This window comes from Mycobacterium sp. NGS19, assembly GCF_059813155.1.
Genome location: NZ_JCALEB010000003.1, coordinates 620,592 through 642,300 on the forward strand (window position 1 = coordinate 620,592; position 21,709 = coordinate 642,300).

The window sequence follows — 21,709 nt, forward strand, 5'->3', positions numbered from 1 at the left end:
CGAACTTCTGATAGACCGCGGTCTAGTTCCCCTGGTTGCTGACGGTGTACCCGAGACTGCGGGACAGCGTCGAGGCTTCGGCGCGTGTACTGACGCCAAGCTTGATCAATAGGCTGTGCACGTGGTTCTTGACGGTATGAACGGCGATGTGGAGCCGTACCGCGATATCGCGATTCGAAAGGCCTAGTTCCACCATCCGAAGGATCTGGGCCTCGCGCGCCGTGAGAACTAGTTCCCGTCCCGCCAGTTGGCCCTTTCCGGAAGAAAGCGCCGACAACCGGCGAAGCAAAATCGCGGAAACTTTTGGCGAATACGACGACTCCCCGGCAGCAACCTTCCGTATCAAGAGAAGAAGGTCGGCAAGGGACTCGGTGCGCAAGTGGTAGCTGGCGACACCCGCTTCGGCACAGGAGACGATCTCCGATTCGTCGTTTTCCGACAAACCCACGGCGATCACTCGCGCGCTGGGAGTGAATTCTCTTGCGGCCCTGAGCAAGATCTTGCTGTCGCGAGTCGCCATCATCAATACGATGACGTGCGGCGCGGTATCTTCGAGCGTTCGGATCAACGAGGGCAGATCCCACGCGACGCTTGGAACGGCCGCCCCGTTGGCAACCAGAACCGCAGCCAGATTGTCGCGGTAGAGCTTGCAGTCATCGACAATCAGAAGACTTGCGTCGCGGAGCACGTCCGCGCCCTCTGATTCTTCCCAAGCCGAGTCCGACTTGCCCACGCTAGTCGACGGCATCCGGGGGCCAACCGACTCGTGGCTTGCTCAGCGGTGTGGGTCTGCCTGTCTGACCGTCAGCCGTCAGCGGTCTGTAGCGGGGCCGTTCCCCGACGAGGACACGAACACCGCCGTTCCGATTCGGTGAGTGTTGCGGCGCGGTCCTGCGGCAAGTGACGCCAGTACTAGAACCACATGCGTTCGATCCCCTCGCCAGCGGCCGCCTACGGTCGCGAGCTGATGGAAAGAACACCTCGCAACTATCAGCATTCCTGCGGCGCATGTGAATAGACCGTCAGAGCTAATTTCGGCTAGGCCAGGGTCTAGTTCGCGCGGCGAAGACAACAGATCTTCCGGCGAGTCAGTCAACCTGTGGTAGCCGTCTGGTGTGGTGGTGCCGCACGCGTCGCGCTTGCATCATCCTAAAGACAACGGACCGCATCCGGGACGCTTTTCTGCGACCAGCAACGATCTGTTGCCAGGATCACGGCCTTCGGCGGGAGCCGTTCGGCTCCGTCGATTCGTGCCCGCAACGTACCGATACCATCGACGTCCATGACGAGCAGCACGAAGAACGACACTGCCGACCACACCGCGGAGCCGGCTGCCGAGCACACCATCGACATCCACACCACCGCCGGCAAGCTGGCAGAACTGCGCAGGCGCACCGAGGAGACCTTGCACCCGGTCGGTGAGGCCGCCGTCGAGAAGGTTCACGCCAAAGGCAAGCTGACCGCCCGGGAGCGGATCTACGCGCTGCTCGACGAGGGCTCGTTCGTGGAGCTGGACGCGCTGGCCCGGCACCGCAGCAAGAACTTCGGACTCGACCAGAAACGGCCTCTCGGCGACGGCGTGGTGACGGGATACGGCACCATCGAGGGCCGCGACGTGTGCATCTTCTCCCAGGACGCGACGGTGTTCGGCGGCAGCCTCGGCGAGGTGTACGGCGAGAAGATCGTCAAGGTGCAGGACCTGGCCATCAAGACCGGCCGGCCGCTCATCGGCATCAACGACGGGGCCGGCGCGCGGATCCAGGAGGGCGTCGTCTCCCTGGGGTTGTACGGCGAGATCTTCCACCGCAACATTTTGGCGTCAGGCGTCATCCCGCAGATCTCGCTGATCATGGGCGCTGCGGCGGGCGGACACGTCTACTCCCCGGCGCTCACCGACTTCGTCGTGATGGTCGACCAGACCAGCCAGATGTTCATCACCGGCCCGGACGTCATCAAGACCGTCACCGGCGAGGACGTCACGATGGAGGAACTCGGCGGCGCGCACACCCACATGGCCAAGTCCGGCACCGCGCATTACGTCGCTTCCGGCGAACAGGACGCGTTCGACTATGTGCGCGACCTGCTGTCGTATCTGCCGCCCAACAACTACGCCGATCCGCCCGTCTACCCCGTTCCGGTTCCCGAAGGCGCCATCGAGGACAACTTGACCGCCGAAGACCTCGAGCTGGACACCCTGATTCCGGACTCGCCGAACCAGCCCTACGACATGCACGAGGTGATCACCCGGATCCTCGACGACGACGAGTTCCTGGAGGTGCAAGCCGGCTACGCCGCGAACATCATCGTCGGCTTCGGCCGCATCGAGGGCCGGCCGGTCGGCATCGTCGCGAACCAGCCGACCCACTTCGCCGGCTGCCTGGACATCAACGCGTCGGAGAAAGCGGCCCGGTTCGTCCGGACCTGCGACTGCTTCAACATCCCGATCGTCACGCTGGTCGACGTGCCCGGCTTCCTGCCGGGCACCGACCAGGAGTACAACGGCATCATCCGGCGCGGGGCCAAGCTGCTGTACGCCTACGGCGAGGCAACCGTCGCCAAGATCACCGTCATCACCCGCAAGGCGTACGGCGGTGCCTACGACGTGATGGGGTCCAAGCACATGGGCGCCGACGTCAACGTCGCCTGGCCGACCGCGCAGATCGCGGTGATGGGCGCCTCCGGCGCGGTGGGCTTCGTCTACCGCCAGCAATTGGCCGAGGCCGCCCGCAACGGCGAGGACGTCGAGGCGCTGCGCCTCAAGCTGCAGCAGGACTACGAGGACACGCTGGTCAACCCGTACATCGCCGCGGAGCGCGGCTACGTCGACGCGGTGATCCCCCCGTCACACACGCGCGGGTACATCGCGACCGCACTGCGGCTGTTGGAACGCAAGATCACTCAGATGCCGCCGAAGAAGCACGGCAACATTCCACTGTGAGCGCAGCGAACGATCCAGCACACGTGACAGACGGGGACGCACAGCCATGACAGATCTGCCAGGGGAGCCGAACGAAACGGCCGCCGCGCCGGCGCACGTCGACATCCACATCGAGCGCGGCAAGCCCACCGACGAGGACATCGCCGCGCTGGTGGCGGTGCTCGGTGGCGCCTCCGGCGGCACGCTCACGCCCACGGTCAGAGAACGCAACCTGTGGGGTCATCCCGTCAGCAAGCTGCGCTATGCGATTTTCTCGTGGGAGCGCGTCACGTTGCTGGAACGGACGTATATGCGCCGATGACCCGGGTGGTGCTCGGGTCGGCCTCGTCGGGGCGGCGAAAGGTCTTGCGCCAGGCGGGGATCGAGCCTCTCGTCGTGGTCTCCGGTGTCGACGAGGACGCGGTGATCGCCGCGCAAGAAGACGGCCCACCGCAGATGGTCACCACTGCGCTGGCGACCGCGAAAGCCCAAGACGTCGTCGCTCGGCTCGATGCCGCCGTTGCCGCCGATTGCGTTGTGATCGGCTGCGATTCGATGCTGTACTGCGACGGGCGCCTGCGCGGCAAGCCGTCGTCGCCAGCGGAGGCGAAACAGCAGTGGCAGACGATGGCCGGTCACACCGGTGACCTTCACACCGGGCACTGCCTGATTCGGTTGCAAGACAACGATGTTGCGTATCAGAGCGCTGAAACGCTGGTCACCGCAGTACATTTCGCGAATCCATCCGACGACGAGCTCGAAGCCTACGTGGCCAGTGGCGAACCGCTGAACGTCGCCGGGGGGTTCACGATCGACGGCCTCGGCGGCTGGTTCGTCGACGCCGTCGACGGCGACCCGTCGAGCGTGATCGGCATCAGCCTGCCGCTCACCCGCCGACTGCTGGCCCGCGCCGGCTTGTCGATACCGGCGCTCTGGGCCGCCAACCCTGTCGCCTGACCGTCGAATTCAACGCTAAGCAGCAGAAGTTCGAGTAGAGATCGCCATAGCGTTGAACTCGCCGCGATCTCACCCGCGCTAGGCTCGTTGACGTGCCATTGCCTCCCGATCCCAGCCCTCAACTGCAGTCCTACGCCCACCCCGAGCGGTTGGTCACCGCCGATTGGCTGGCGTCGCACCTCGGCGCGCCCGGACTGGCCGTGGTCGAGTCCGACGAGGACGTGCTGCTCTACGACGTCGGCCACATCCCCGGCGCGGTGAAGATCGACTGGCACACCGACCTCAATGACCCGCACGTGCGCGACTACATCGACGGCGAGCAGTTCGCCGCGCTGATGGACTCCAAAGGCATCAGCCGCGACGACACCGTCGTCATCTACGGCGACAAGAGCAACTGGTGGGCTGCATACGCCCTGTGGGTTTTCACGTTGTTCGGCCACCCTGATGTGCGCCTGCTCGACGGCGGCCGCGACCTCTGGATCTCGAGCGGGCGCGAAACCACGCTGGAGGTCCCGGACCGGCGTTCCAGCGGTTATCCGGTGGTGCAGCGCAACGACGCCCCGATCCGGGCGTACAAGGACGACGTGCTGGCCGCACTGGGCAAGCAGCCGCTGATCGACGTGCGCTCGCCGCAGGAGTACACCGGCGAGCGCACTCACATGCCCGACTACCCCGAAGAGGGCGCACTGCGTGGTGGCCACATCCCCACTGCGGTGTCGATTCCGTGGGCGAAGGCCGCCCAGGACGACGGCCGGTTCCGCAAGCGTGAGGAGCTGGAGGAGCTGTACGGCTTCCTCAAGCCGGACAGCGAAACAATCGTGTACTGCCGCATCGGCGAACGCTCCAGCCACACCTGGTTCGTGCTCACGCATCTGCTCGGCCTGCCCAAGGTGCGTAACTACGACGGCTCGTGGACGGAATGGGGCAACACGGTGCGGGTGCCGATCGTCGCGGGGCCCGAGCCAGGCGGGGTGCCCGGCTCCCGATGACGTCGACGCTTCCGGCTCCGCTGGCCGAGGTGGTGTCCGACTTCCGCGAGGTGGAGGGCCAGGACAAGCTCAAGCTGCTGCTGGAGTTCGCCGACGAGCTGCCGCCGCTGCCCGCCGAGCTGGAAGAGGCCGCGATGGAGCCGGTTCCCGAATGCCAGTCGCCGCTGTTCTTGCATGTCGACGCCGGCAACCGCGACGACGTGCGGCTGTTCTTCAGCGCCCCCGCAGAAGCCCCCACCACCCGCGGATTCGCGTCGATCTTGGCCACCCTGGATCACCAGCCTGCCGACGACATCCTGGCGGTGCCCGACGACTTCTACACCGAACTCGGGCTGGCAGCGTTGATCAGTCCGCTGCGGCTGCGCGGCATGTCGGCGATGCTCGCTCGCATCAAGCGGCACCTGCGCGCCGGTTGAACTCGGCGTCGGCTACATTCTTAAAGACTTCTCTTAGAGAGACCAGCAACCCGACCAGCCAGGAGGCGCAGTGCCTAGTCACGCCAGTTCACGGATCTCGAAGGTGCTCGTCGCCAACCGCGGTGAGATCGCGGTCCGAGTGATCCGAGCGGCGCGAGACGCAGGACTCGAAAGCGTGGCCGTCTACGCCGAGCCTGACGCCGACGCGCCGCACGTACGGTTGGCCGACGAGGCTTTCGCGCTGGGCGGCCAGACGTCTGCAGAGTCCTACCTGGACATCGAGAAGCTTCTTGACGCCGCCCGCAAATCCGGCGCCAACGCCGTCCACCCCGGCTACGGGTTTTTATCGGAGAACGCCGACTTCGCGCAGGCCGTCATCGATGCCGGGCTGATCTGGATCGGGCCCAGCCCGCAGTCCATCCGCGACCTCGGCGACAAGGTCACTGCCCGCCATATCGCCGCCCGCGCGCAGGCACCTCTGGTGCCGGGCACGCCGGACCCGGTCAAGGATGCCGACGAGGTGGTGGCGTTCGCGCGGGAGTACGGCGTCCCGATCGCCATCAAGGCCGCGTTCGGCGGCGGCGGCAAGGGCATGAAGGTGGCCCGCACCATCGAGGAGATCCCCGAGCTCTACGAGTCGGCCGTGCGCGAGGCCACGGCGGCTTTCGGCCGCGGCGAGTGCTTCGTCGAGCGCTACCTCGACAAGCCGCGCCACGTGGAGGCGCAGGTGATCGCCGATCAGCACGGCAACGTGATCGTCGCCGGCACCCGCGACTGCTCGCTGCAGCGCCGCTTCCAGAAGCTGGTCGAGGAGGCGCCGGCGCCGTTCCTCACCGACGCGCAGCGCAAGGAGATCCACGAGTCGGCCAAGCGGATCTGCAAGGAGGCCCACTACTACGGCGCGGGCACCGTCGAGTATCTGGTCGGCCAGGACGGCCTGATCTCGTTCCTCGAGGTCAACACCCGGCTGCAGGTCGAGCATCCGGTCACCGAGGAAACCGCAGGCATTGACTTGGTGCTGCAGCAATTCAAGATCGCCAACGGCGACAAGCTGGACCTCACCGAGGATCCGACGCCGCGCGGCCACGCGATCGAGTTCCGCATCAACGGCGAGGACGCCGGGCGCAACTTCTTGCCGGCCCCAGGCCCCGTCACCAAGTTCCATCCACCAAGCGGCCCCGGCGTCCGGTTGGACTCGGGCGTGGAGACCGGTTCGGTGATCGGCGGCCAGTTCGACTCGATGCTGGCCAAGCTGATCGTGTACGGCGCCGACCGCGACGAGGCGTTACGACGCGCGCGCAGGGCTCTCGCCGAGTTCGAGGTCGAGGGCCTCGCGACGGTGATCCCGTTCCACCGCGCGGTGGTCAGTGATCCGGCGTTCATCGGCGACGGCGAGAGCTTCTCGGTGCACACCCGCTGGATCGAGACCGAATGGAACAACACCGTCGAGCCGTTCACCGGCGGCGAACCGCTCGACGAGGACGAGAGCCTGCCACGGCAGAAGGTGGTTGTCGAGGTGGGCGGCCGCCGGCTCGAGGTGTCGCTGCCGGGCGATCTTGCGTTGGGTAATGGCGCGGCTGCGAGCAGTGCGAGCCCCGGCATCCTTCGCAAGAAGCCCAAGCCACGCAAACGCGGCTCGCACGGCGGTGCCGGTACCGCCTCGGGTGATGCGGTCACCGCACCGATGCAGGGCACCGTGGTCAAGGTCGCGGTGGAAGAAGGCCAGGAGGTCAGCACCGGCGATCTGATCGTGGTGCTCGAGGCGATGAAGATGGAGAACCCGGTGACCGCCCACAAGGACGGCACCGTCACCGGGCTGGCCGTCGAGCCTGGCGCCGCGATCACCCAGGGAACCGTGCTGGCGGAGATCAAGTAGCGGCCACACACGTTGGCGCGCTTGGTTTCTAGCGCATCAGGTGCGAGTGCCCAGCGCGGCTGAGTCCCGCCACGCTGAGCGCTACCCCGCAGGCTTCGGCCGCGCACAGCTCGCATGTCGGCACCCGGGCAGGCCGCAGAGTGCCAACGCCCTGAAAATGCCGAAATCACCACTGGCACAACGCCACGCGCATTCGGACCCACCGAGATCCACGGACGGTTCTTCAGATACGGGCTCGCGGCGCGGTCGTCAGCATGTCGGCCAGCAACACGCCGGTTTCCGCCGCTGGGCTCGCCCCGCTTAATCAGGCAATTCTGGCCAGGAAACTATCGGCGAGGCAGAGCTTTCGCGTTCAGACAGGACGATGGATTCGGACAATTGAGCCACGATTGCACGCTGCTGATAAGACCCTAAGAAGACGACCGACCATCATCATTTCTGGTTGTCACCCCGTCAGTGCGGTAGTAGTGTCAGGCGCAGGGTTGAGTTCACAGCCTGAGCGGAACGTCTCGGGTGGCGCAGGTTTTTCGAACTCCCTGCTCGTGGGGCCAGTGCCCGGCCGCTCCGCCCCTATGCGACACCCTCGAACAGATGAGGTCGTCAATGACTGTTGTTCACAACGCCAAACTCTCCACCACGGGGAAATCCGGCTATCTCGCCCAGTTTTCCGCCGCCGGGGTGTGCTTAGCCGCCCACCCATATGCCGGCGCGATCGTAATTGCGGCCACCGGGGAGTTGGACGCGTCCAACATCCACCATCTCGCCGAATTCACCCAGCGCAGCACCAGCGAGCACAGGCCGCTGGTGATGGACCTGAGTCAGCTGAATTTCCTTGGTGCACAATGCATTCGATGCCTCCTCGACATCGCAGAGAACTGCGAGCGCAGTGGCATCGAATGGGCGCTGGTGCCCGGCCATGCCGTGCTGCGTTTGCTGCGGGTGTGCGACAAAGAGGCACGTTTGCCCGTGGTGTCGTCCATTGCCGAAGCGCTGCAAGGCTTTTCAGACCCAGTGCGGGCTCGCAGCTTATTTCAACTCGTCACGGAGTCGGGCTAAGGTCCGCGCCAACAGCCGCGAAACATGCATCTGTGAGATCCCGACCCGTTCGGCGATCTGGCTCTGAGTCAGCGACTCGAAGAAGCGCAGCACGATCACCGTCCGCTCACGCTCCGGCAGCGCGTCGAGCAGCGGCCGCAGCGCCTCGTGATTCTCGATGCGGTCGAGGTTCGCGTCGTGGCTACCCAGCGTCTCGGTGAGAGGCGGGCTGTCTTCGTCGCCGCCGCCTCCGCCGCTGTCCATGGACAGCGTGTTGTAGCCGCTCCCCGCGATCAGAGCCTCGACCACTTCTTCGCGGTCAAGGTCGAGTTCGGCGGCCAACTCTGACGGTGTCGGCGCCCGGCCCAGCCGTTGCGACATCTCGGCAGTGGCACTGCCGAGCTGCAGATGCAACTCCTTGAGCCGGCGGGGCACCTTGACCGCCCAGCTGTTGTCGCGGAAGTGGCGGCGGACTTCGCCCATGATCGTCGGCACCGCGAACGACACGAAGTCGCTGCCGCACTCGACGTCGAACCGATTCACCGCGTTCACAAGTCCGAGGCGAGCCACCTGCGCGATGTCTTCGCGCGGTTCGCCCCGGCCGTCGAAGCGGTGCGCGATGTGCTCCGCAAGCGGCATGCACCGCCGCACAATCTTCTCCCGGGCCCGTTCCCGTTCCTGCGAGTCCGCCGGCAGGGAGTTCATCTCCCGGAACATCTCCGGTACGTCGGCGTATTCAGAACGGGTTCGTGGTGACGAACTCTCTTTCACCTGGTGGAATCCAGCCGTCTCGCGGTCATCGTGATCCCGAAGACGCGTCCGGGGCCCGTGACGTCGGCACCGTCACGGAACGTCTCCACGTCGTCGGTGAGCGAACTGATGACGTGCCAACTGAAGGTTCCCGGCCGCAGCACATTGTCTTCGACGCACGGTGCCGACACGGAGACCCACAGGTCATGCGCACGCGGACGCACGGTCACCGTCAGGCGAGAGTCAGGCGCCGCAGAGCGGATCAACGCGGTACACGCCTCGTCGAGCGCCAGCCGTAGGTCGGCCACGGCGTCGAGATCCAGGTCCTCGAGAGTGCCGAGCGCGGTCACGAGCGCCCGGATCACCGCGAGGCTCTCCAGCCGGGCGGGTACTCGGAATTCAACCGGCAGGCCGTGCGCCGCCGGCACAGGGTGGTCGTCAGCCTCGGACATCTGGCCTCCTGGCATCGGCATGAGAATACCCTTCCACCGCTGGCCATCCGTCACGACGACCCTCTCGAGCGAGAATGAAACCGCACCAGAGAGGGTATTACCCCGCCGTGCATCACCCCGCACCGACCGAGGTCGACCCTCCCGCGTCGCAGACGCTTCGCAGCGTCGCCGCGGTAGTGGGGGTCGTGGCGTTGGTTCTGGGCTTGCTGGTGATCGGTGTCTACGCGGAAGTGGTCGTGGACCTCATGCCGCAGATGCGATGACCGGCGCCGGAGACGTCGTGTCATCGCTTCGATCTCGTTCATCACCGCCCCGGGTACCCGGCGTGAACCAGCAGTTAAACGGCGACGTTTGAGGCGTAGCTCTCAGTGGAAGGAAGACCTGCGTGAGGCTGCGTCGAACCACCGTCGGCGGCCCAGGTGTGCGACGCATCCGCCGGGGCCGCGGGTTCTCGTATGTGGACTCCGACGGCAATCCGGTGACCGACTCCGAAACGCTGGAGCGCATCGACGGTCTCGTCATCCCGCCCGCATGGAAGAACGTCTGGATCTGCCCGTACCCCAATGGCCACATTCAGGCCGTCGGCACCGACGCGGCCGGTCGCAAGCAGTACATCTATCACCAGCGCTGGCAACAGGAGCGCGCCGAGGAGAAGTACGACCGCACCCTGCGCCTGGCCAAGCGGCTCCCGGACTGGCGCATGCAGGTGGTCGCCGATCTGCGTGGGCGCGGATTGCATTGCGCCCGGGTACTCGGGGTCGCGCAGCGGCTGCTGGACCGCGGATACTTCCGCGCCGGCGGCGAGGAATATGCCCAGGAAAACGGGAGTTTCGGCTTGGCCACGCTGCGCCGCGAGCATGTGCGCGTGCGCCGCGACAGCGTCGAGTTCGACTATCCCGCCAAGAGCGGCGTGCAGCGCACGATCGAGATCGAGGACCCGCTTGTGGTGCGTGCCGTGCGGTCGCTGATGCGCGCGCAGAGTCCCTATCCGCGGCTGCTGGTGTACCGCACGGACGACGGCGAATGGGTGGAGATGCACGCTGAGGACGTCAATGCCCGCTTCCGCGAGCTGGTCGGCGACGAGTACAGCATCAAGGACCTGCGGACATGGCACGGCACTGTGCTGGCGGCGGAGGCGTTCGCGCATTCGCCGGAGCCGACGAGCAAAACCGCGCGCAAGCGCGCCGAAGCCGCCGTGATGAAGGTGGTCGCCGGGGAACTGGGCAACACCCCGGCTGTGGCGCGGGCGTCGTATGTCGACCCAAGGGTGGTACAGGCGTACGAGGACGGGCTGACCATTGCGCCGGCGATCCGGCGTGCCCAGCGGCACCGCTCGCAGTCGATCCGTCAGGAAATGATCGAGAAGGCCACTTGCCAGCTGATCCACCGGGTCGAGAAGGGGCGCTGAGCCCGGCACGTCACCCTCGGCCGCGCCGGTCCAGTCGGGCAAAGAGACCCATCTCACTTTTCGTCGGCGCGCTTGCCGGGAACCCAGACTGTTGAACGCCGAATGAGGAGGAAACGTCATGGCTGATCACAAGTCGGGTCCGCAAGAGGCCATCCGCGGCATCATCGAAGGTGTCCTCGGCCAGGTCAAACAACTCGTTGGTTCGATCCTCGGGCGGGGCGACCTCGTCCGTGAAGGCGAAGCTCAGCAGGACAAGGCCGACGCGCAGCGCGATGCGGCCAAGAAGGAAGCGCAGGCCGAGAAGGCCCGGGCTGCCGCCAAGACCCAGGAGAAGCGCGAGCGCTCAGCTCAACGGTAAGCATTAGCAACGGCGAAAGACCCCAGGTGTCCCTGGGGTCTTTCGTCGTTTTGCGGACCGCCTTGAGCCGCAATGACTCTGGCGTCGTGCTGTTCGTCACACGATTGGAATTCGACCGTCGACGCGGAATATAGTTAACCTATCTAATGTTCACCGAGTTGCGCGTAACGCGTCCATAAGTCTCGAGCCCCATAGAGGATTGTGATGTCGACCGATTCCCCCGAACAGCGCCTTGAGCGCCGGATCGCCGAACTCTACGCCACCGACCAGCAATTCGCCGACGCGCGGCCCAGCGAGGCCGTCAACGCCGCGATCGAGCAGCCAGGGCTACGGCTACCGCAGATCGTGCAGGCAGTGACAGACGGGTACGCCGATCGACCCGCGCTGGGCCAGCGCGCCGTCGACTACGTCACCGATCCGCACACCGGCCGCACTTCGATCCAACTTCTCCCCCGCTTCGAGCACGTCACCTACCGGCAGCTGACCGAAGGAGCGGCCGCCATCGCGAATGCACTTGCGGCTCAACCTGTCTCGCCCGGGGACCGCGTAGCGATGCTCGGCTTCACCAGCGTGGACTACACGATCTTCGACGTCGCGCTGATTCGGCTTGGCGCTGTTGCGGTTCCGTTGCAAACGAGCGCCGCCGTCGAGCAGCTGCGGCCCATCGTCGCCGAAACCGAGCCGGTGGTGGTCGCATCCAGCATCGACTACCTCGCCGACGCCGTCGAACTCGTGCTCACCGGGCACGCACCGCAGCGGCTGGTGGTCTTCGACTTCCACCCGCAGGTCGACGAGCAACGGGAGGCTTTCCACGCCGCCAAGGCAACGCTCGCCGAGGCCGGCAGCCGCACTGTGCTGTCCACACTGGCCGAGGTCATCGAGCGTGGGGAGAAGCTCTCCGACGTGCCCCCGGCGGTATTCGAGGACGACGATCCGCTACGGCTGCTCATCTACACGTCCGGCAGCACCGGCGCTCCGAAAGGCGCGATGTACCCGGAGCGGCTGGTGGCCAACGGCTGGCGGCGCGCCGCACGCGCCAATTGGGGTCAGCACGCCGTCGCCCCGTCGATCGTCTTGAGCTTCTTACCGATGAGCCACATGATGGGCCGCGGCATCCTCTACGGCGCGCTGGGCAACGGCGGCACTGTGTACTTCGCCGCCAAGAGCGACCTGTCGACGTTCCTCGACGACCTGGCGCTGGTGCGTCCTACCCAACTCAGCTTCGTGCCGCGCATCTGGGACATGCTGTATCAGCAATTCCGCAGCGAAGTCGACCGCCGTCTCGCGGCCGGCGCCGACGAAACCGCCGTCGAAGCCGACGTGATGGCCGAGCTGGCACGCGATGTCATCGGCGGCCGCTACGTCACCGCGATGACCGGCTCGGCGCCCATGTCACCGGAGATGAAGGCGTGGGCCGAAGCGCTGCTCGGCATGCACCTCGTCGACGGCTACGGCTCGACCGAGGCGGGCGGGGTGTTCGTCGACGGCAAGGTGCAGCGACCACCGGTGATCGACTACAAACTCGCCGACGTGCCCGAACTCGGCTACTTCCGCACCGATCGCCCTCATCCACGCGGCGAGCTGCTCATCAAGTCAGAAGATCTGATTCCCGGCTACTACAAGCGTCCCGACGTCACCGCCGAGACGTTCGACGCGGACGGCTACTACCACACCGGCGACATCGTCGCGGAAATTGCACCCGACCACTTGGAGTATGTGGACCGGCGGAACAACGTGCTCAAGCTGTCGCAGGGCGAATTCGTCACGGTGTCGAAGCTCGAGGCGGTGTTCGGCGACAGCCCGCTGGTGCGTCAAATCTACGTCTACGGCAACAGCGCCCGCTCGTACCTGCTGGCGGTGATCGTGCCGACCGAGGATGCGCTGGCGCGCTACGGAATCGACGAGTTGAAGCCGGCCATCACCGACTCGCTGCAGAAGGTCGCCAAGGCCGCCGAACTTCAGTCATACGAGATTCCACGTGACTTCATCGTCGAGACAACGCCTTTCAGCCTGGAGAACGGTCTGCTGACCGGGATCCGCAAGCTGGCGCGGCCTAAACTCCGAGAACGCTACGGCGCACGGCTGGAGCAGCTTTACACCGAGTTGGCCGAAGGTCAGGCCGACGAACTGCGCGAGCTGCGGCGCAGCGGCGCCGACGCTCCGGTGCTTCAGACGGTGACCCGGGCAGCCGGTGCGCTGCTGGGCTCGGCCGCAGCCGACCTGTCCCCCGACGCTCACTTCACCGATTTGGGCGGAGACTCGTTGTCGGCGTTGACTTTTGCCAACCTGCTCCACGAGATCTTCGGGGTCGACGTGCCGGTCGGCGTAATCGTCAGCCCGGCCACCGACCTCGTTGCGCTGGCCGACTACATCACCGCCGAACGGCAAGGCAGCAAGCGCCCGACGTTCGCGTCGGTGCACGGCCGCGACGCCACCGAGGTGCATGCGCGCGACCTGACGCTGGACAAGTTCATCGACGACGCCACGCTGTCCGCCGCTGCCACACTGCCCCGGCCCAGGCCGCAGGTGCGCACTGTGCTGCTGACGGGGGCCACCGGATTTCTGGGCCGCTACCTGGCGCTGGAGTGGCTGGAGCGGATGGCACTGGTCGACGGCAAGGTGATCTGCCTGGTTCGCGGGAAGTCCGACGAGGATGCGCGCCGTCGGCTGGACAAGACGTTCGACAGCGGCGATCCGCAACTGCTGCGCCACTATCGCGAGCTGGCCGCCGACCACCTGGAGGTGCTGGCTGCCGACAAGGGTGAGCCCAATCTCGGCCTGGCGCAGGCAGATTGGCAGCGCCTTGCCGAGACGGTCGACGTGATCGTCGACCCGGCCGCCTTGGTCAACCACGTGCTGCCGTACAGCCAGTTGTTCGGCCCCAATGCGCTGGGCACCGCCGAGCTGATCCGGCTTGCGCTGACCGCGCGGCTCAAGCCATTCACCTATGTGTCGACCATCGGCGTGGGCGCCGGCATCAAGCCCGGTGAGTTCACCGAGGATGCCGACATCCGGGTGATCAGCGCGTCCCGCAAGGTCGACGACAGCTACGCCAACGGCTACTCGAACAGCAAGTGGGCCGGTGAGGTGCTGCTGCGGGAGGCACACGACCTGTGCGGTCTTCCCGTCGCGGTCTTCCGCTGCGACATGATCCTGGCCGAGACCCGCTACGCCGGCCAGCTGAACCTGCCCGACATGTTCACCCGGCTGATGCTGAGCCTGGTGGCGACCGGTATCGCACCCGAGTCGTTCTACGAGCTCGACCGCGACGGCAATCGGCAGCGGGCACACTATGACGGGCTGCCAGTCGATTTCATCGCCGAGGCGATCGCCACCCTGGGCGCCCGGGCGGGCGACGGGTTCGACACCTACCACGTGATGAACCCGTACGACGACGGCATCGGGCTCGATGAGTACGTCGACTGGCTGATCGAGGCGGGCTACCCGGTGCAGCGGGTCGGCGACTACGCGACGTGGCTGCAGCGGTTCGACACCGCGCTGCGTGCGCTGCCCGACCGCCAGCGACAGGCCTCGCTGCTGCCGCTGCTGCACAACTACCAGCACCCCGACAAGCCGCTGCGCGGGTCGATGGCACCCACCGACAAGTTCCGCGCGGCGGTGCAGGACGCAAAGATCGGACCGGACAAGGACATTCCGCACGTCACGCCGCAGATCATCGTCAAGTACGCGACGGACCTGCAGCTACTCGGTCTGCTGTGATCCACGCCTAGCGGCGGAGAAGTTTAGCGGCCTAACTAGCTGGCTAACCTGCCCGTCGTGGTACACGCCGAGAGCCGCGCCAAAACCGAGGCCGACCACCCCGATCGGCTCGACGCAGGGCTGCTGAAGATCGCCGGGGTCTGCGTGCTGGCTGCGATCATGACGATCCTGGACACCACGGTCGTCAGCGTCGCGCAGCGCACGTTCATCGAGCAGTTCGACTCCAGCGAGGCGGTCGTCGCGTGGACCATGACCGGCTACACGCTGGCGCTGGCCGCTGTCATCCCGCTCACCGGATGGGCCGCCGACCGGTTCGGCACCAAGCGGCTGTTCATGGGATCGATCGTGCTGTTCACCGGCGGCTCCCTGCTGTGCGCAATGGCTCACACGATCACCTTGTTGATCGTCTTCCGGGTGATCCAGGGTCTCGGCGGCGGCATGCTGATGCCGCTGACGTTCACGATCCTCACGCGCGAGGCCGGCCCTAGACGGCTGGGCCGACTGATGGCGGTGCTCGGTGTGCCGATGTTGCTGGGACCAGTCGGCGGGCCGATCCTGGGCGGCTGGCTGATCGACTCCTACAGCTGGCCGTGGATTTTCTTGATCAACGTTCCGATCGGCGTTGTCGCGTTCGTGCTGGCCGGTGTCGTGTTCGCCAAAGACGAACCGTCGCCGTCGGAATCATTCGACCTCGTCGGGATGCTGCTGCTGTCTCCGGGCTTGGCGAGCTTCCTCTACGGCGTGTCCTCACTTCCCGACCGCGGCTCGGTCACCGACGCCCACGTCTGGATTCCCGGCATCATCGGCATCGTGTTGATCGCCGGGTTCGTCCTGCACGCGCTGCGCGGCACCGACCATCCGCTGATCGACCTGCGGCTCTTCGCCGACCGGCTGGTGACCGTCGCCAACCTCGCCATGCTGTTCTTCGCGGCGGCGTTCTTCGGCGCAACCTTGTTGTTGCCCAGCTACTTTCAGCAGCTGCTGCACCAGACGCCGCTGCAGTCGGGGTTGCACCTGATCCCCCAGGGCCTCGGCGCGATGTTGACAATGCCGATCGCCGGCCGGTTGATGGACCGTGACGGACCGAAACGGATTGTGCTGCTTGGCATTTCCTTGATGGTTGCCGGCATGGGAACGTTCGCTTATGGCGTGTGGACCCAGCGTGACTACTTCCCCCTGCTGCTGATCGGACTGCTGGCCGTCGGAATGGGCATGGGCTGCACCATGATGCCGCTGTCGGGGGCAGCGTTGCAGACGCTGAACCCTCATCAGGTGGCGCGCGGATCCACCCTGATCAATGTCAACCAGCGTGTCGCCGGTTCCATCGGCACCGCGATCACGTCGGTGATCCTGACCCATCAGATCAACAGCAGCGCCACTCTGACGGCCGCCAACCGTCTGCAGGCGCTGCAGGAGGACGCCGCCCGCCGCCACGCCCCGGTCGATCCTGCGCTCATTCCCGACGCGGTACGCCGGCCTGACTTCATGACCGTGGTCTCCCACGAGTTGTCGCACGCCTACACCGTGGTGTTCGCGGTGGTGGTGGCGATCGTCGCGCTGGCCTACATCCCGGCGCTGTGGCTGCCGCGCACCCCGCCGAAAACCGCGGACGACCAGCCGGCCCCCGCCGCGCTGGCGCATTGAGACGGCGACAGCTGGCCGGCGCCTAGCCCACAAGTGCTTCAGAGTACTTGTCCCGCAACGCTTCCCAGCCGTGCTGTTGAGCGTCCCGGCCGACCACCCGCGGGCGATCGGTGCCGCGGGCGACATCGTCGAGCACGTCGAGGCAAATGTGCCAGCCGGCGGCGTTCTTCGCGGCGTTGGCCCCGGTCACGCATATATATGAATTGCAAGTAGTATGTCTTCACTGTCCCGCCACCTCATGCCCACTTGGCGCCGCAACGTGAAACGATGACCTCGTGGACCTCCTGACGAGGAACAACATCAACATCGTAGGCTCGCCGGACGGGCCGACGGTCATGCTGGCGCACGGCTTCGGCTGTGATCAAAACCTGTGGCGGTTTGTCACCGCCACACTGGCGCCGCAGTTTCGGGTCGTTCTGTTCGACCACGTCGGGTCCGGCCGGTCCGACCCGGCGGCGTGGGATCCCGACCGGTACTCGTCGCTGGCCGGCTACGCCGCGGACATCCTCGAGATCGTGCGCGAACTGGACTTGCACGACGTCGTATTCGTCGGGCATTCAGTGGCCGCGATGATGGGGGTGCTGGCGGTCGCCGCCGAGCCGGCCAGATTCGCCAAGCTCGTGCTCGTGGCACCGTCGCCGCGCTACCTCGACGACGACGGCTATCACGGCGGCTTCTCCCGCGCCGACATCGACGAACTGCTCGCGTCGGTGGAGACCAACTACCTGGGTTGGTCGCATGCGATGGCGCCAGTGATCATGGGTGCGCCCGACCGCCCGGAGTTGGCTGACGAGCTGGCCGAGACGTTCTGCCGCACCGACCCGGATTGTGCTCGGGTGTTCGCCCGAGCCACCTTCCTGTCCGACAACCGCGCCGACTTGGCCAGGGTGCCACTGCCCACCCTGGTGCTCGAATGCGCCGACGACGCGATCGCACCTCGTGCCGTCGGAGCATATGTGCACCAGCACATCGGCGGTAGCACGCTGGTCACTCTGGACACGACCGGCCACTGTCCTCAGCTCACCGCGCCCGAGGCGACCGCCGCCGCGATCGCGGCCTTCGCAGCCCGGCCGTGACTTTCCATGAGCTTGGCGAGGACGTCGACGACCTCTATGCCAACGCGCCGTGCGGATACCTCGTCGCACGTGCCGACCGCCGCATCGCCGCGGTCAACGCCACCTTGGCGCGGTGGCTCGGTTATGACGCCGCCGCGCTGATCGGCCGGCCCTACACCGACCTGTTCACGGTCGGCGGCCGCATCCACCACGAGACACATTTCGCCCCGCTGCTGCGATTGAACGGCGAAATCGGCGGTCTGGCAATGGAACTGGTGGCCGCCGATGGCCGCCGGCTGCCGGTCCTGTTGTCCGCCAACGTCAGAGCAGACGATCACGGGCGGCCGGCACGTATCCGGATCGCCGTGTTCGACGCGCAAGAGCGCCGCTCGTATGAGCAGGAGCTGCTGGCCGCCCGCATGCGGGCCGAGCAGGAACGCGCGCGCGCCGTCGAACTGGCCACGACACTGCAGCGCTCGTTGCTGCCGTCGGCACTTCGGCCGCCGGACGGCCTGCAGGCTGCTGCCTACTATCACGCCGCTTCAGCCGAAGAGGTCAGCGGTGACTTCTACGACTTGTTCCCGCTCTCGCCCCACAAGTGGGCGTTTTTCATCGGGGACGTCTGCGGCAAGGGCGCCGAGGCGGCCGCCGTCACGTCGATGGCCCGCTACGCGCTGCGCACAGCGGCGGTGCTCGACGACGAACCGATCGCGGTGCTGCGCAATGTGAACAGCGTGCTCGAGCACGAGCCGCTCGAGGGCTATGTCCGGTTCTGCACGGTGATCTTCGGGGTGATGACGCGCCACGGCAGCGGTTTCGAGGTCACTTTGGCCAGCGGCGGGCATCCGCCGGCGCTGTTGTTGAGCGGCGACGGCGGTGTCGAGCAGCTGAGCACGGCGGGGGGCCAGCCGCTCGGCATCCTCGCCGACGTGCGGTTGGTGCACCGTCGCCTTCACCTCGGCACCGGCGACACCCTGGTGCTCTACACCGACGGGCTGACCGAGGCGCGCACCGGCACCGGCACCGACCGTTTCGACGACGACGGCGCGCTGGTCACGTTCGCGTCGGCGCGCAGCCCCACCACCGCTGATCGCATCGTCGACGACATCCGGTCGCTGCTGATGCACCTCGGCCCGGGTGTGGAAGACGACGTCGCGGTACTGGCCCTGACCGTCTCCGGCTAGTAGCCGCCCACTTTCCCGTTACCCACATACGTCAGCTCCGAATTGCTTATTGTCCTGCCGCTCAACAGGTTTCGGGTATCGACGACGACCGCGCCCGCGGCGGCGTTGCGCCCGATGACCGGCCAGTCGAGCTCTGCGAACTCGGGCCATTCGGTGAGTACCAGGATCGCGTCGGCGTCCTTGGAGGCGACATACGGGTCGCTGGCGGTCGGCACCGGAACACTTCCGCGATCGATGCTCTCCAGTCGCGGGTCGTAGGCCGTCACCTGTGCCCCGCTTCTGGCCAACTCCCCGCAGATGGCCAAGGCGGGCGACTCGCGGATGTCGCTGGTGCCTGCCTTGAACGTCAAACCCAGCACCGTAATCCGCACGTCGGCCAGCGGACGGCCGAGCCGTCGGCGCAGGGTCGTCACGATCCGTTCCCGCTGTGCCTCGTTGGTGGCGCGAGCCGACTCCACTTCGCGCATAGGGATGCCGTGGGAGCGTCCGGTGTGCAGCAGAGCGGCGGTGTCCTTGGGCAGACAGGAGCCACCCCAGCCCGGTCCGGGCATCAGGAACGCGGGGCCGATCCGCGGATCGGCACCCATGCAGCGGGCGATGTCTTCGATGTCGGCGCCCACACCCGCGCACAACTCGGCCAGCGAGTTCACATACGAAAGCTTCACGGCGAGAAAGGCATTGCTGGCATACTTCGCCAACTCGGCGCTCTCCAGCGTCATCCGCAGCACCGTGTCGGTGTCGCCGGCATACACCCGCGCCAGCAGGTCGCCGGCCCGCCGTGCCCGCGGACCGTCGGGCAGGCCGATCACCACGCGGTCGGGGTGGCAGAAGTCGTAGATCGCGTGGCCCTCGCGCAGGAACTCGGGGTTGGACACCGTCACGATGCCGCGGTCGCCCAAGCGCCCGCTCAGCTCCCGGCAGGTGCCGACGGGCACCGTGGACTTGACTGCCACCACCGCCCCTGGCGCAAGCACCTCGCCCAACTCGTCAGCGCACGACTCGACCGCCGAAATATCCGCGCTGCCATCGGGATTCGTCGGCGTGGGCACGCAGACGAACACCACGTCGCGGTCCGCCAGCGCACGATAGTCGTCGGCGAACCGCAGCGTGCCGCCGCCGAGGCCGGAGGTCAGCAACTCGTCGAGCCCAGGCTCGTCGATCACCGCGACTCCGTGCGACAGTTGTTCGACGCGGCGGGGATCGCTATCCACGCACACCGTGTCGAAACCCTTCGCCGCCAAGCACACTGCACTGGTCAGCCCGACGTAGCCGGCACCCACCACACCCACCGCAATCGCCATCACGCCGCCTCCGGCAGAATCGAGCGGCATGCGTCCAGAACCCGCGCGGGGGTGATGAGCAGCAGTCCGGGATGCGGGCGGTCCGCGTGCGGGTCGCCACGGTCGCCTGCCCATAGTGTGATGTGCGGGCCCCGGCCGCGCGGTCCCCAGCGGCTCGGCGGCGTCGGCCCGAACAAAAGCACCGACGGCGTCCCGGTCGCGGTGGCGATGTGGCCGACGCCGGTGTCACCGCAGATCAGCAGCCGGCAGTCAGCGATCAACGCGACCATGCCCAGTACGTCCAGTTCGCCTGCGACAACGGCGCTTTCGTCGAGTCCAGCCTGCGCGGCCACGGCACCGGCCAGCTCGCGTTCGGCCGCCGAGCCGGTGATGACAATCTGATGGCCAGCGGCGTGCAGGGCCGCGGCGACCGTGGCGAACCGGTCGGGTGGCCAACGGCGCGACGCGGCGGCAGCTCCGGGATGGATGACGACGACGTCGCCATGATACGGGTAGCCGGCTGGACGCCCGAGCCCGAGGTCTTCGGGGTCGCAGGCGATGCCGGCTGCGCCGAGTAGCGAACACCAGCGGTCGACCTCGTGCAGCTCTTCCCGCCACGGCGGACCGGACACTCGCGGGTATGCCGGGTTGCGATGGGAGACAAGCTGTTTCGGCTGCGTCGACAACAGGTCCTCGATGCTCTCCGGTCCCCGGCCGTGCAGGTTCACCGCCAACTCCGGTGGTGGTCCGTCCCACCGCAATTCACCCAGTCCGGCGGTCGGCAGCACGTCGTTCACGGCGCCGCTGAACAGGGCGAGCGGTGCGAGATCGGCTCGAGTGGCCAACACGATGTGCGCGACCGGGAAGGCTCTGCGCAGACCACGCAGCGCGGGAATGCCGGTCAGCAGGTCGCCGAGCCCGAGCGCCCGCAGCACCAGCACGATGCCGCCGGGATCGGTCAGGGTCACGGCCACGACGACTCCTCTGAGGAGCACACGACCATCTCCCGGATTTCGCTTCCTTGCGGCTGACTGAGCGCGAACACGACCGTCTCGGCGACGGTGTCGGGATCGTTGAGCTTTGCGTCCGGCGGCGGCTTGTACTGCTCGTCGCGGCCGTCGAAGAACGCGGTGGCCATGCCGCCGGGGATCAACAGCGTGACACCGACGTCACCGGCCAGCTCCGCGGCCAACGCCCGCGTGAAACCGACCACGCCGAACTTCGAGGCGCAGTACGCGGTCGCGTCGCTGACGGCCTTGATGCCCAGTGTCGACGCGCACGTGACGATCCGGCCGTGGCTGGCTCTCAGGTATGGCAGTGCGCTGCGCACCACCGCCGCGGTGCCGAGCAGATTGACATGCAGCACCCGCTCCCAATCCTTGGCGGCAACGGTGTCCAGCCGCCCGCACTTGTCGGTGCCCGCGGCAGTGAACACGCCGTGCAGTTGGCCGTCGACGGATTCGGCAAGTTCGGTGACGGCCGAGTGCACCGTCTCGGTGTCAGCGAGATCGGCCCAGGCCCAAGGGATGTCGCCGGTCGGTTGGACAAGGTCGATCACCAGCGGGTTGCCGCCGTGGCGCTGCACCGCGCGTACGGTCGCCGCGCCCAGTCCTGATGCGCCGCCGGTGATCAGCACGTTGCCGAGTCGTCCGGATTGCGTCATGCGTA

At 66.6% G+C, this 21,709-nt stretch carries 21 protein-coding genes; 14 read left to right on the top strand and 7 right to left on the bottom strand.

Annotated features, from left to right (window positions below):
- Positions 1-22: 22 nt before the first annotated feature.
- Positions 23-733 (bottom strand): LuxR C-terminal-related transcriptional regulator, encoded by a 711-nt coding sequence (locus tag AC5Y4N_RS12875; RefSeq protein ID WP_499907612.1) that lies wholly within the window; start codon positions 731-733, stop codon positions 23-25.
- Positions 734-1,282: 549 nt separating this feature from the next.
- Between AC5Y4N_RS12875 and AC5Y4N_RS12880 the strand changes: the two genes are divergently transcribed.
- From AC5Y4N_RS12880 to AC5Y4N_RS12910, 7 genes are all read left to right on the top strand, one after another.
- Positions 1,283-2,938: an acyl-CoA carboxylase subunit beta gene (locus tag AC5Y4N_RS12880; protein WP_499907610.1), complete on the top strand. Its 1,656-nt coding sequence runs from the start codon at positions 1,283-1,285 to the stop codon at positions 2,936-2,938.
- A gap of 46 nt (positions 2,939-2,984) precedes the next feature.
- Positions 2,985-3,239: an acyl-CoA carboxylase subunit epsilon gene (locus tag AC5Y4N_RS12885; RefSeq protein ID WP_499907608.1), complete on the top strand. Its 255-nt coding sequence runs from the start codon at positions 2,985-2,987 to the stop codon at positions 3,237-3,239.
- Entirely contained in the window at positions 3,236-3,874 is a 639-nt protein-coding gene (locus tag AC5Y4N_RS12890; RefSeq protein ID WP_499907606.1) for a Maf family protein, read from the top strand. Before AC5Y4N_RS12885 ends, AC5Y4N_RS12890 begins: the two co-directional genes overlap by 4 nt.
- Before the next feature lie 92 nt (positions 3,875-3,966).
- Positions 3,967-4,863: a sulfurtransferase gene (locus AC5Y4N_RS12895; protein WP_499907604.1), complete on the top strand. Its 897-nt coding sequence runs from the start codon at positions 3,967-3,969 to the stop codon at positions 4,861-4,863.
- Positions 4,860-5,279, top strand: a complete 420-nt coding sequence (locus tag AC5Y4N_RS12900) for a SufE family protein (RefSeq protein ID WP_499907602.1) — start codon at positions 4,860-4,862, stop codon at positions 5,277-5,279. Before AC5Y4N_RS12895 ends, AC5Y4N_RS12900 begins: the two co-directional genes overlap by 4 nt.
- Before the next feature lie 70 nt (positions 5,280-5,349).
- Complete coding sequence (locus tag AC5Y4N_RS12905; RefSeq protein ID WP_499907600.1) at positions 5,350-7,155, top strand: acetyl/propionyl/methylcrotonyl-CoA carboxylase subunit alpha; 1,806 nt, start codon at positions 5,350-5,352, stop codon at positions 7,153-7,155.
- A gap of 603 nt (positions 7,156-7,758) precedes the next feature.
- The gene (locus AC5Y4N_RS12910; protein ID WP_499907598.1) at positions 7,759-8,211 is read left to right on the top strand and encodes an STAS domain-containing protein; all 453 of its coding nucleotides are present in this window, start codon (positions 7,759-7,761) and stop codon (positions 8,209-8,211) included.
- On the opposite strand, the gene AC5Y4N_RS12915 is transcribed toward AC5Y4N_RS12910, so the two are convergent.
- A complete protein-coding gene (locus AC5Y4N_RS12915; RefSeq protein ID WP_499907596.1) occupies positions 8,182-8,907 on the bottom strand; it encodes a SigB/SigF/SigG family RNA polymerase sigma factor in 726 nt (241 codons plus the stop codon). The two genes, AC5Y4N_RS12910 and AC5Y4N_RS12915, sit on opposite strands and share 30 nt — an antisense overlap.
- Before the next feature lie 50 nt (positions 8,908-8,957).
- The gene (locus tag AC5Y4N_RS12920) at positions 8,958-9,392 is read right to left on the bottom strand and encodes an ATP-binding protein (RefSeq protein ID WP_499907593.1); all 435 of its coding nucleotides are present in this window, start codon (positions 9,390-9,392) and stop codon (positions 8,958-8,960) included.
- 107 nt (positions 9,393-9,499) lie between these two features.
- On the opposite strand from AC5Y4N_RS12920, the gene AC5Y4N_RS12925 reads away from it, so the two are divergent.
- The 5 genes from AC5Y4N_RS12925 (at position 9,500) to AC5Y4N_RS12945 (ending at position 16,522) form a co-directional block, all read left to right on the top strand.
- On the top strand, positions 9,500-9,655 hold the full coding sequence (locus AC5Y4N_RS12925; protein WP_499907591.1) for a hypothetical protein: 156 nt from the start codon (positions 9,500-9,502) through the stop codon (positions 9,653-9,655).
- A gap of 122 nt (positions 9,656-9,777) precedes the next feature.
- Positions 9,778-10,800, top strand: a complete 1,023-nt coding sequence (locus AC5Y4N_RS12930) for a DNA topoisomerase IB (protein ID WP_499907589.1) — start codon at positions 9,778-9,780, stop codon at positions 10,798-10,800.
- A 118-nt stretch (positions 10,801-10,918) separates the two neighbouring features.
- A complete protein-coding gene (gene mbp1 / locus AC5Y4N_RS12935; RefSeq protein WP_499907587.1) occupies positions 10,919-11,158 on the top strand; it encodes a microaggregate-binding protein 1 in 240 nt (79 codons plus the stop codon).
- A gap of 204 nt (positions 11,159-11,362) precedes the next feature.
- Positions 11,363-14,878, top strand: coding sequence for a carboxylic acid reductase (gene car, locus AC5Y4N_RS12940; RefSeq protein ID WP_499907585.1), 3,516 nt, complete (start codon positions 11,363-11,365; stop codon positions 14,876-14,878).
- A 57-nt stretch (positions 14,879-14,935) separates the two neighbouring features.
- Positions 14,936-16,522, top strand: coding sequence for a DHA2 family efflux MFS transporter permease subunit (locus AC5Y4N_RS12945; protein ID WP_499907583.1), 1,587 nt, complete (start codon positions 14,936-14,938; stop codon positions 16,520-16,522).
- Positions 16,523-16,544: 22 nt separating this feature from the next.
- On the opposite strand, the gene AC5Y4N_RS12950 is transcribed toward AC5Y4N_RS12945, so the two are convergent.
- The gene (locus AC5Y4N_RS12950; RefSeq protein ID WP_499907581.1) at positions 16,545-16,712 is read right to left on the bottom strand and encodes a hypothetical protein; all 168 of its coding nucleotides are present in this window, start codon (positions 16,710-16,712) and stop codon (positions 16,545-16,547) included.
- Positions 16,713-16,797: 85 nt separating this feature from the next.
- On the opposite strand from AC5Y4N_RS12950, the gene AC5Y4N_RS12955 reads away from it, so the two are divergent.
- Together AC5Y4N_RS12955 and AC5Y4N_RS12960 are read left to right on the top strand one after the other, a co-directional pair.
- Positions 16,798-17,598, top strand: coding sequence for an alpha/beta fold hydrolase (locus tag AC5Y4N_RS12955; RefSeq protein WP_499907579.1), 801 nt, complete (start codon positions 16,798-16,800; stop codon positions 17,596-17,598).
- Complete coding sequence (locus AC5Y4N_RS12960; RefSeq protein ID WP_499907577.1) at positions 17,595-18,761, top strand: PP2C family protein-serine/threonine phosphatase; 1,167 nt, start codon at positions 17,595-17,597, stop codon at positions 18,759-18,761. Before AC5Y4N_RS12955 ends, AC5Y4N_RS12960 begins: the two co-directional genes overlap by 4 nt.
- Here the strand turns inward: AC5Y4N_RS12960 and AC5Y4N_RS12965 are convergent.
- Genes AC5Y4N_RS12965 through AC5Y4N_RS12975 form a run of 3 tightly spaced genes read right to left on the bottom strand, consistent with a single transcriptional unit; the run spans position 18,758 to position 21,704 of the window.
- Entirely contained in the window at positions 18,758-20,092 is a 1,335-nt protein-coding gene (locus AC5Y4N_RS12965; RefSeq protein WP_499907575.1) for a UDP-glucose dehydrogenase family protein, read from the bottom strand. The genes AC5Y4N_RS12960 and AC5Y4N_RS12965 overlap by 4 nt on opposite strands.
- A complete protein-coding gene (locus tag AC5Y4N_RS12970) occupies positions 20,062-21,015 on the bottom strand; it encodes a glycosyltransferase family 9 protein (RefSeq protein ID WP_499907573.1) in 954 nt (317 codons plus the stop codon). The genes AC5Y4N_RS12965 and AC5Y4N_RS12970 overlap by 31 nt, the downstream gene beginning before the upstream one ends.
- Entirely contained in the window at positions 21,006-21,704 is a 699-nt protein-coding gene (locus AC5Y4N_RS12975) for an SDR family oxidoreductase (RefSeq protein WP_499907571.1), read from the bottom strand. Before AC5Y4N_RS12975 ends, AC5Y4N_RS12970 begins: the two co-directional genes overlap by 10 nt.
- Positions 21,705-21,709 lie beyond the last annotated feature (5 nt).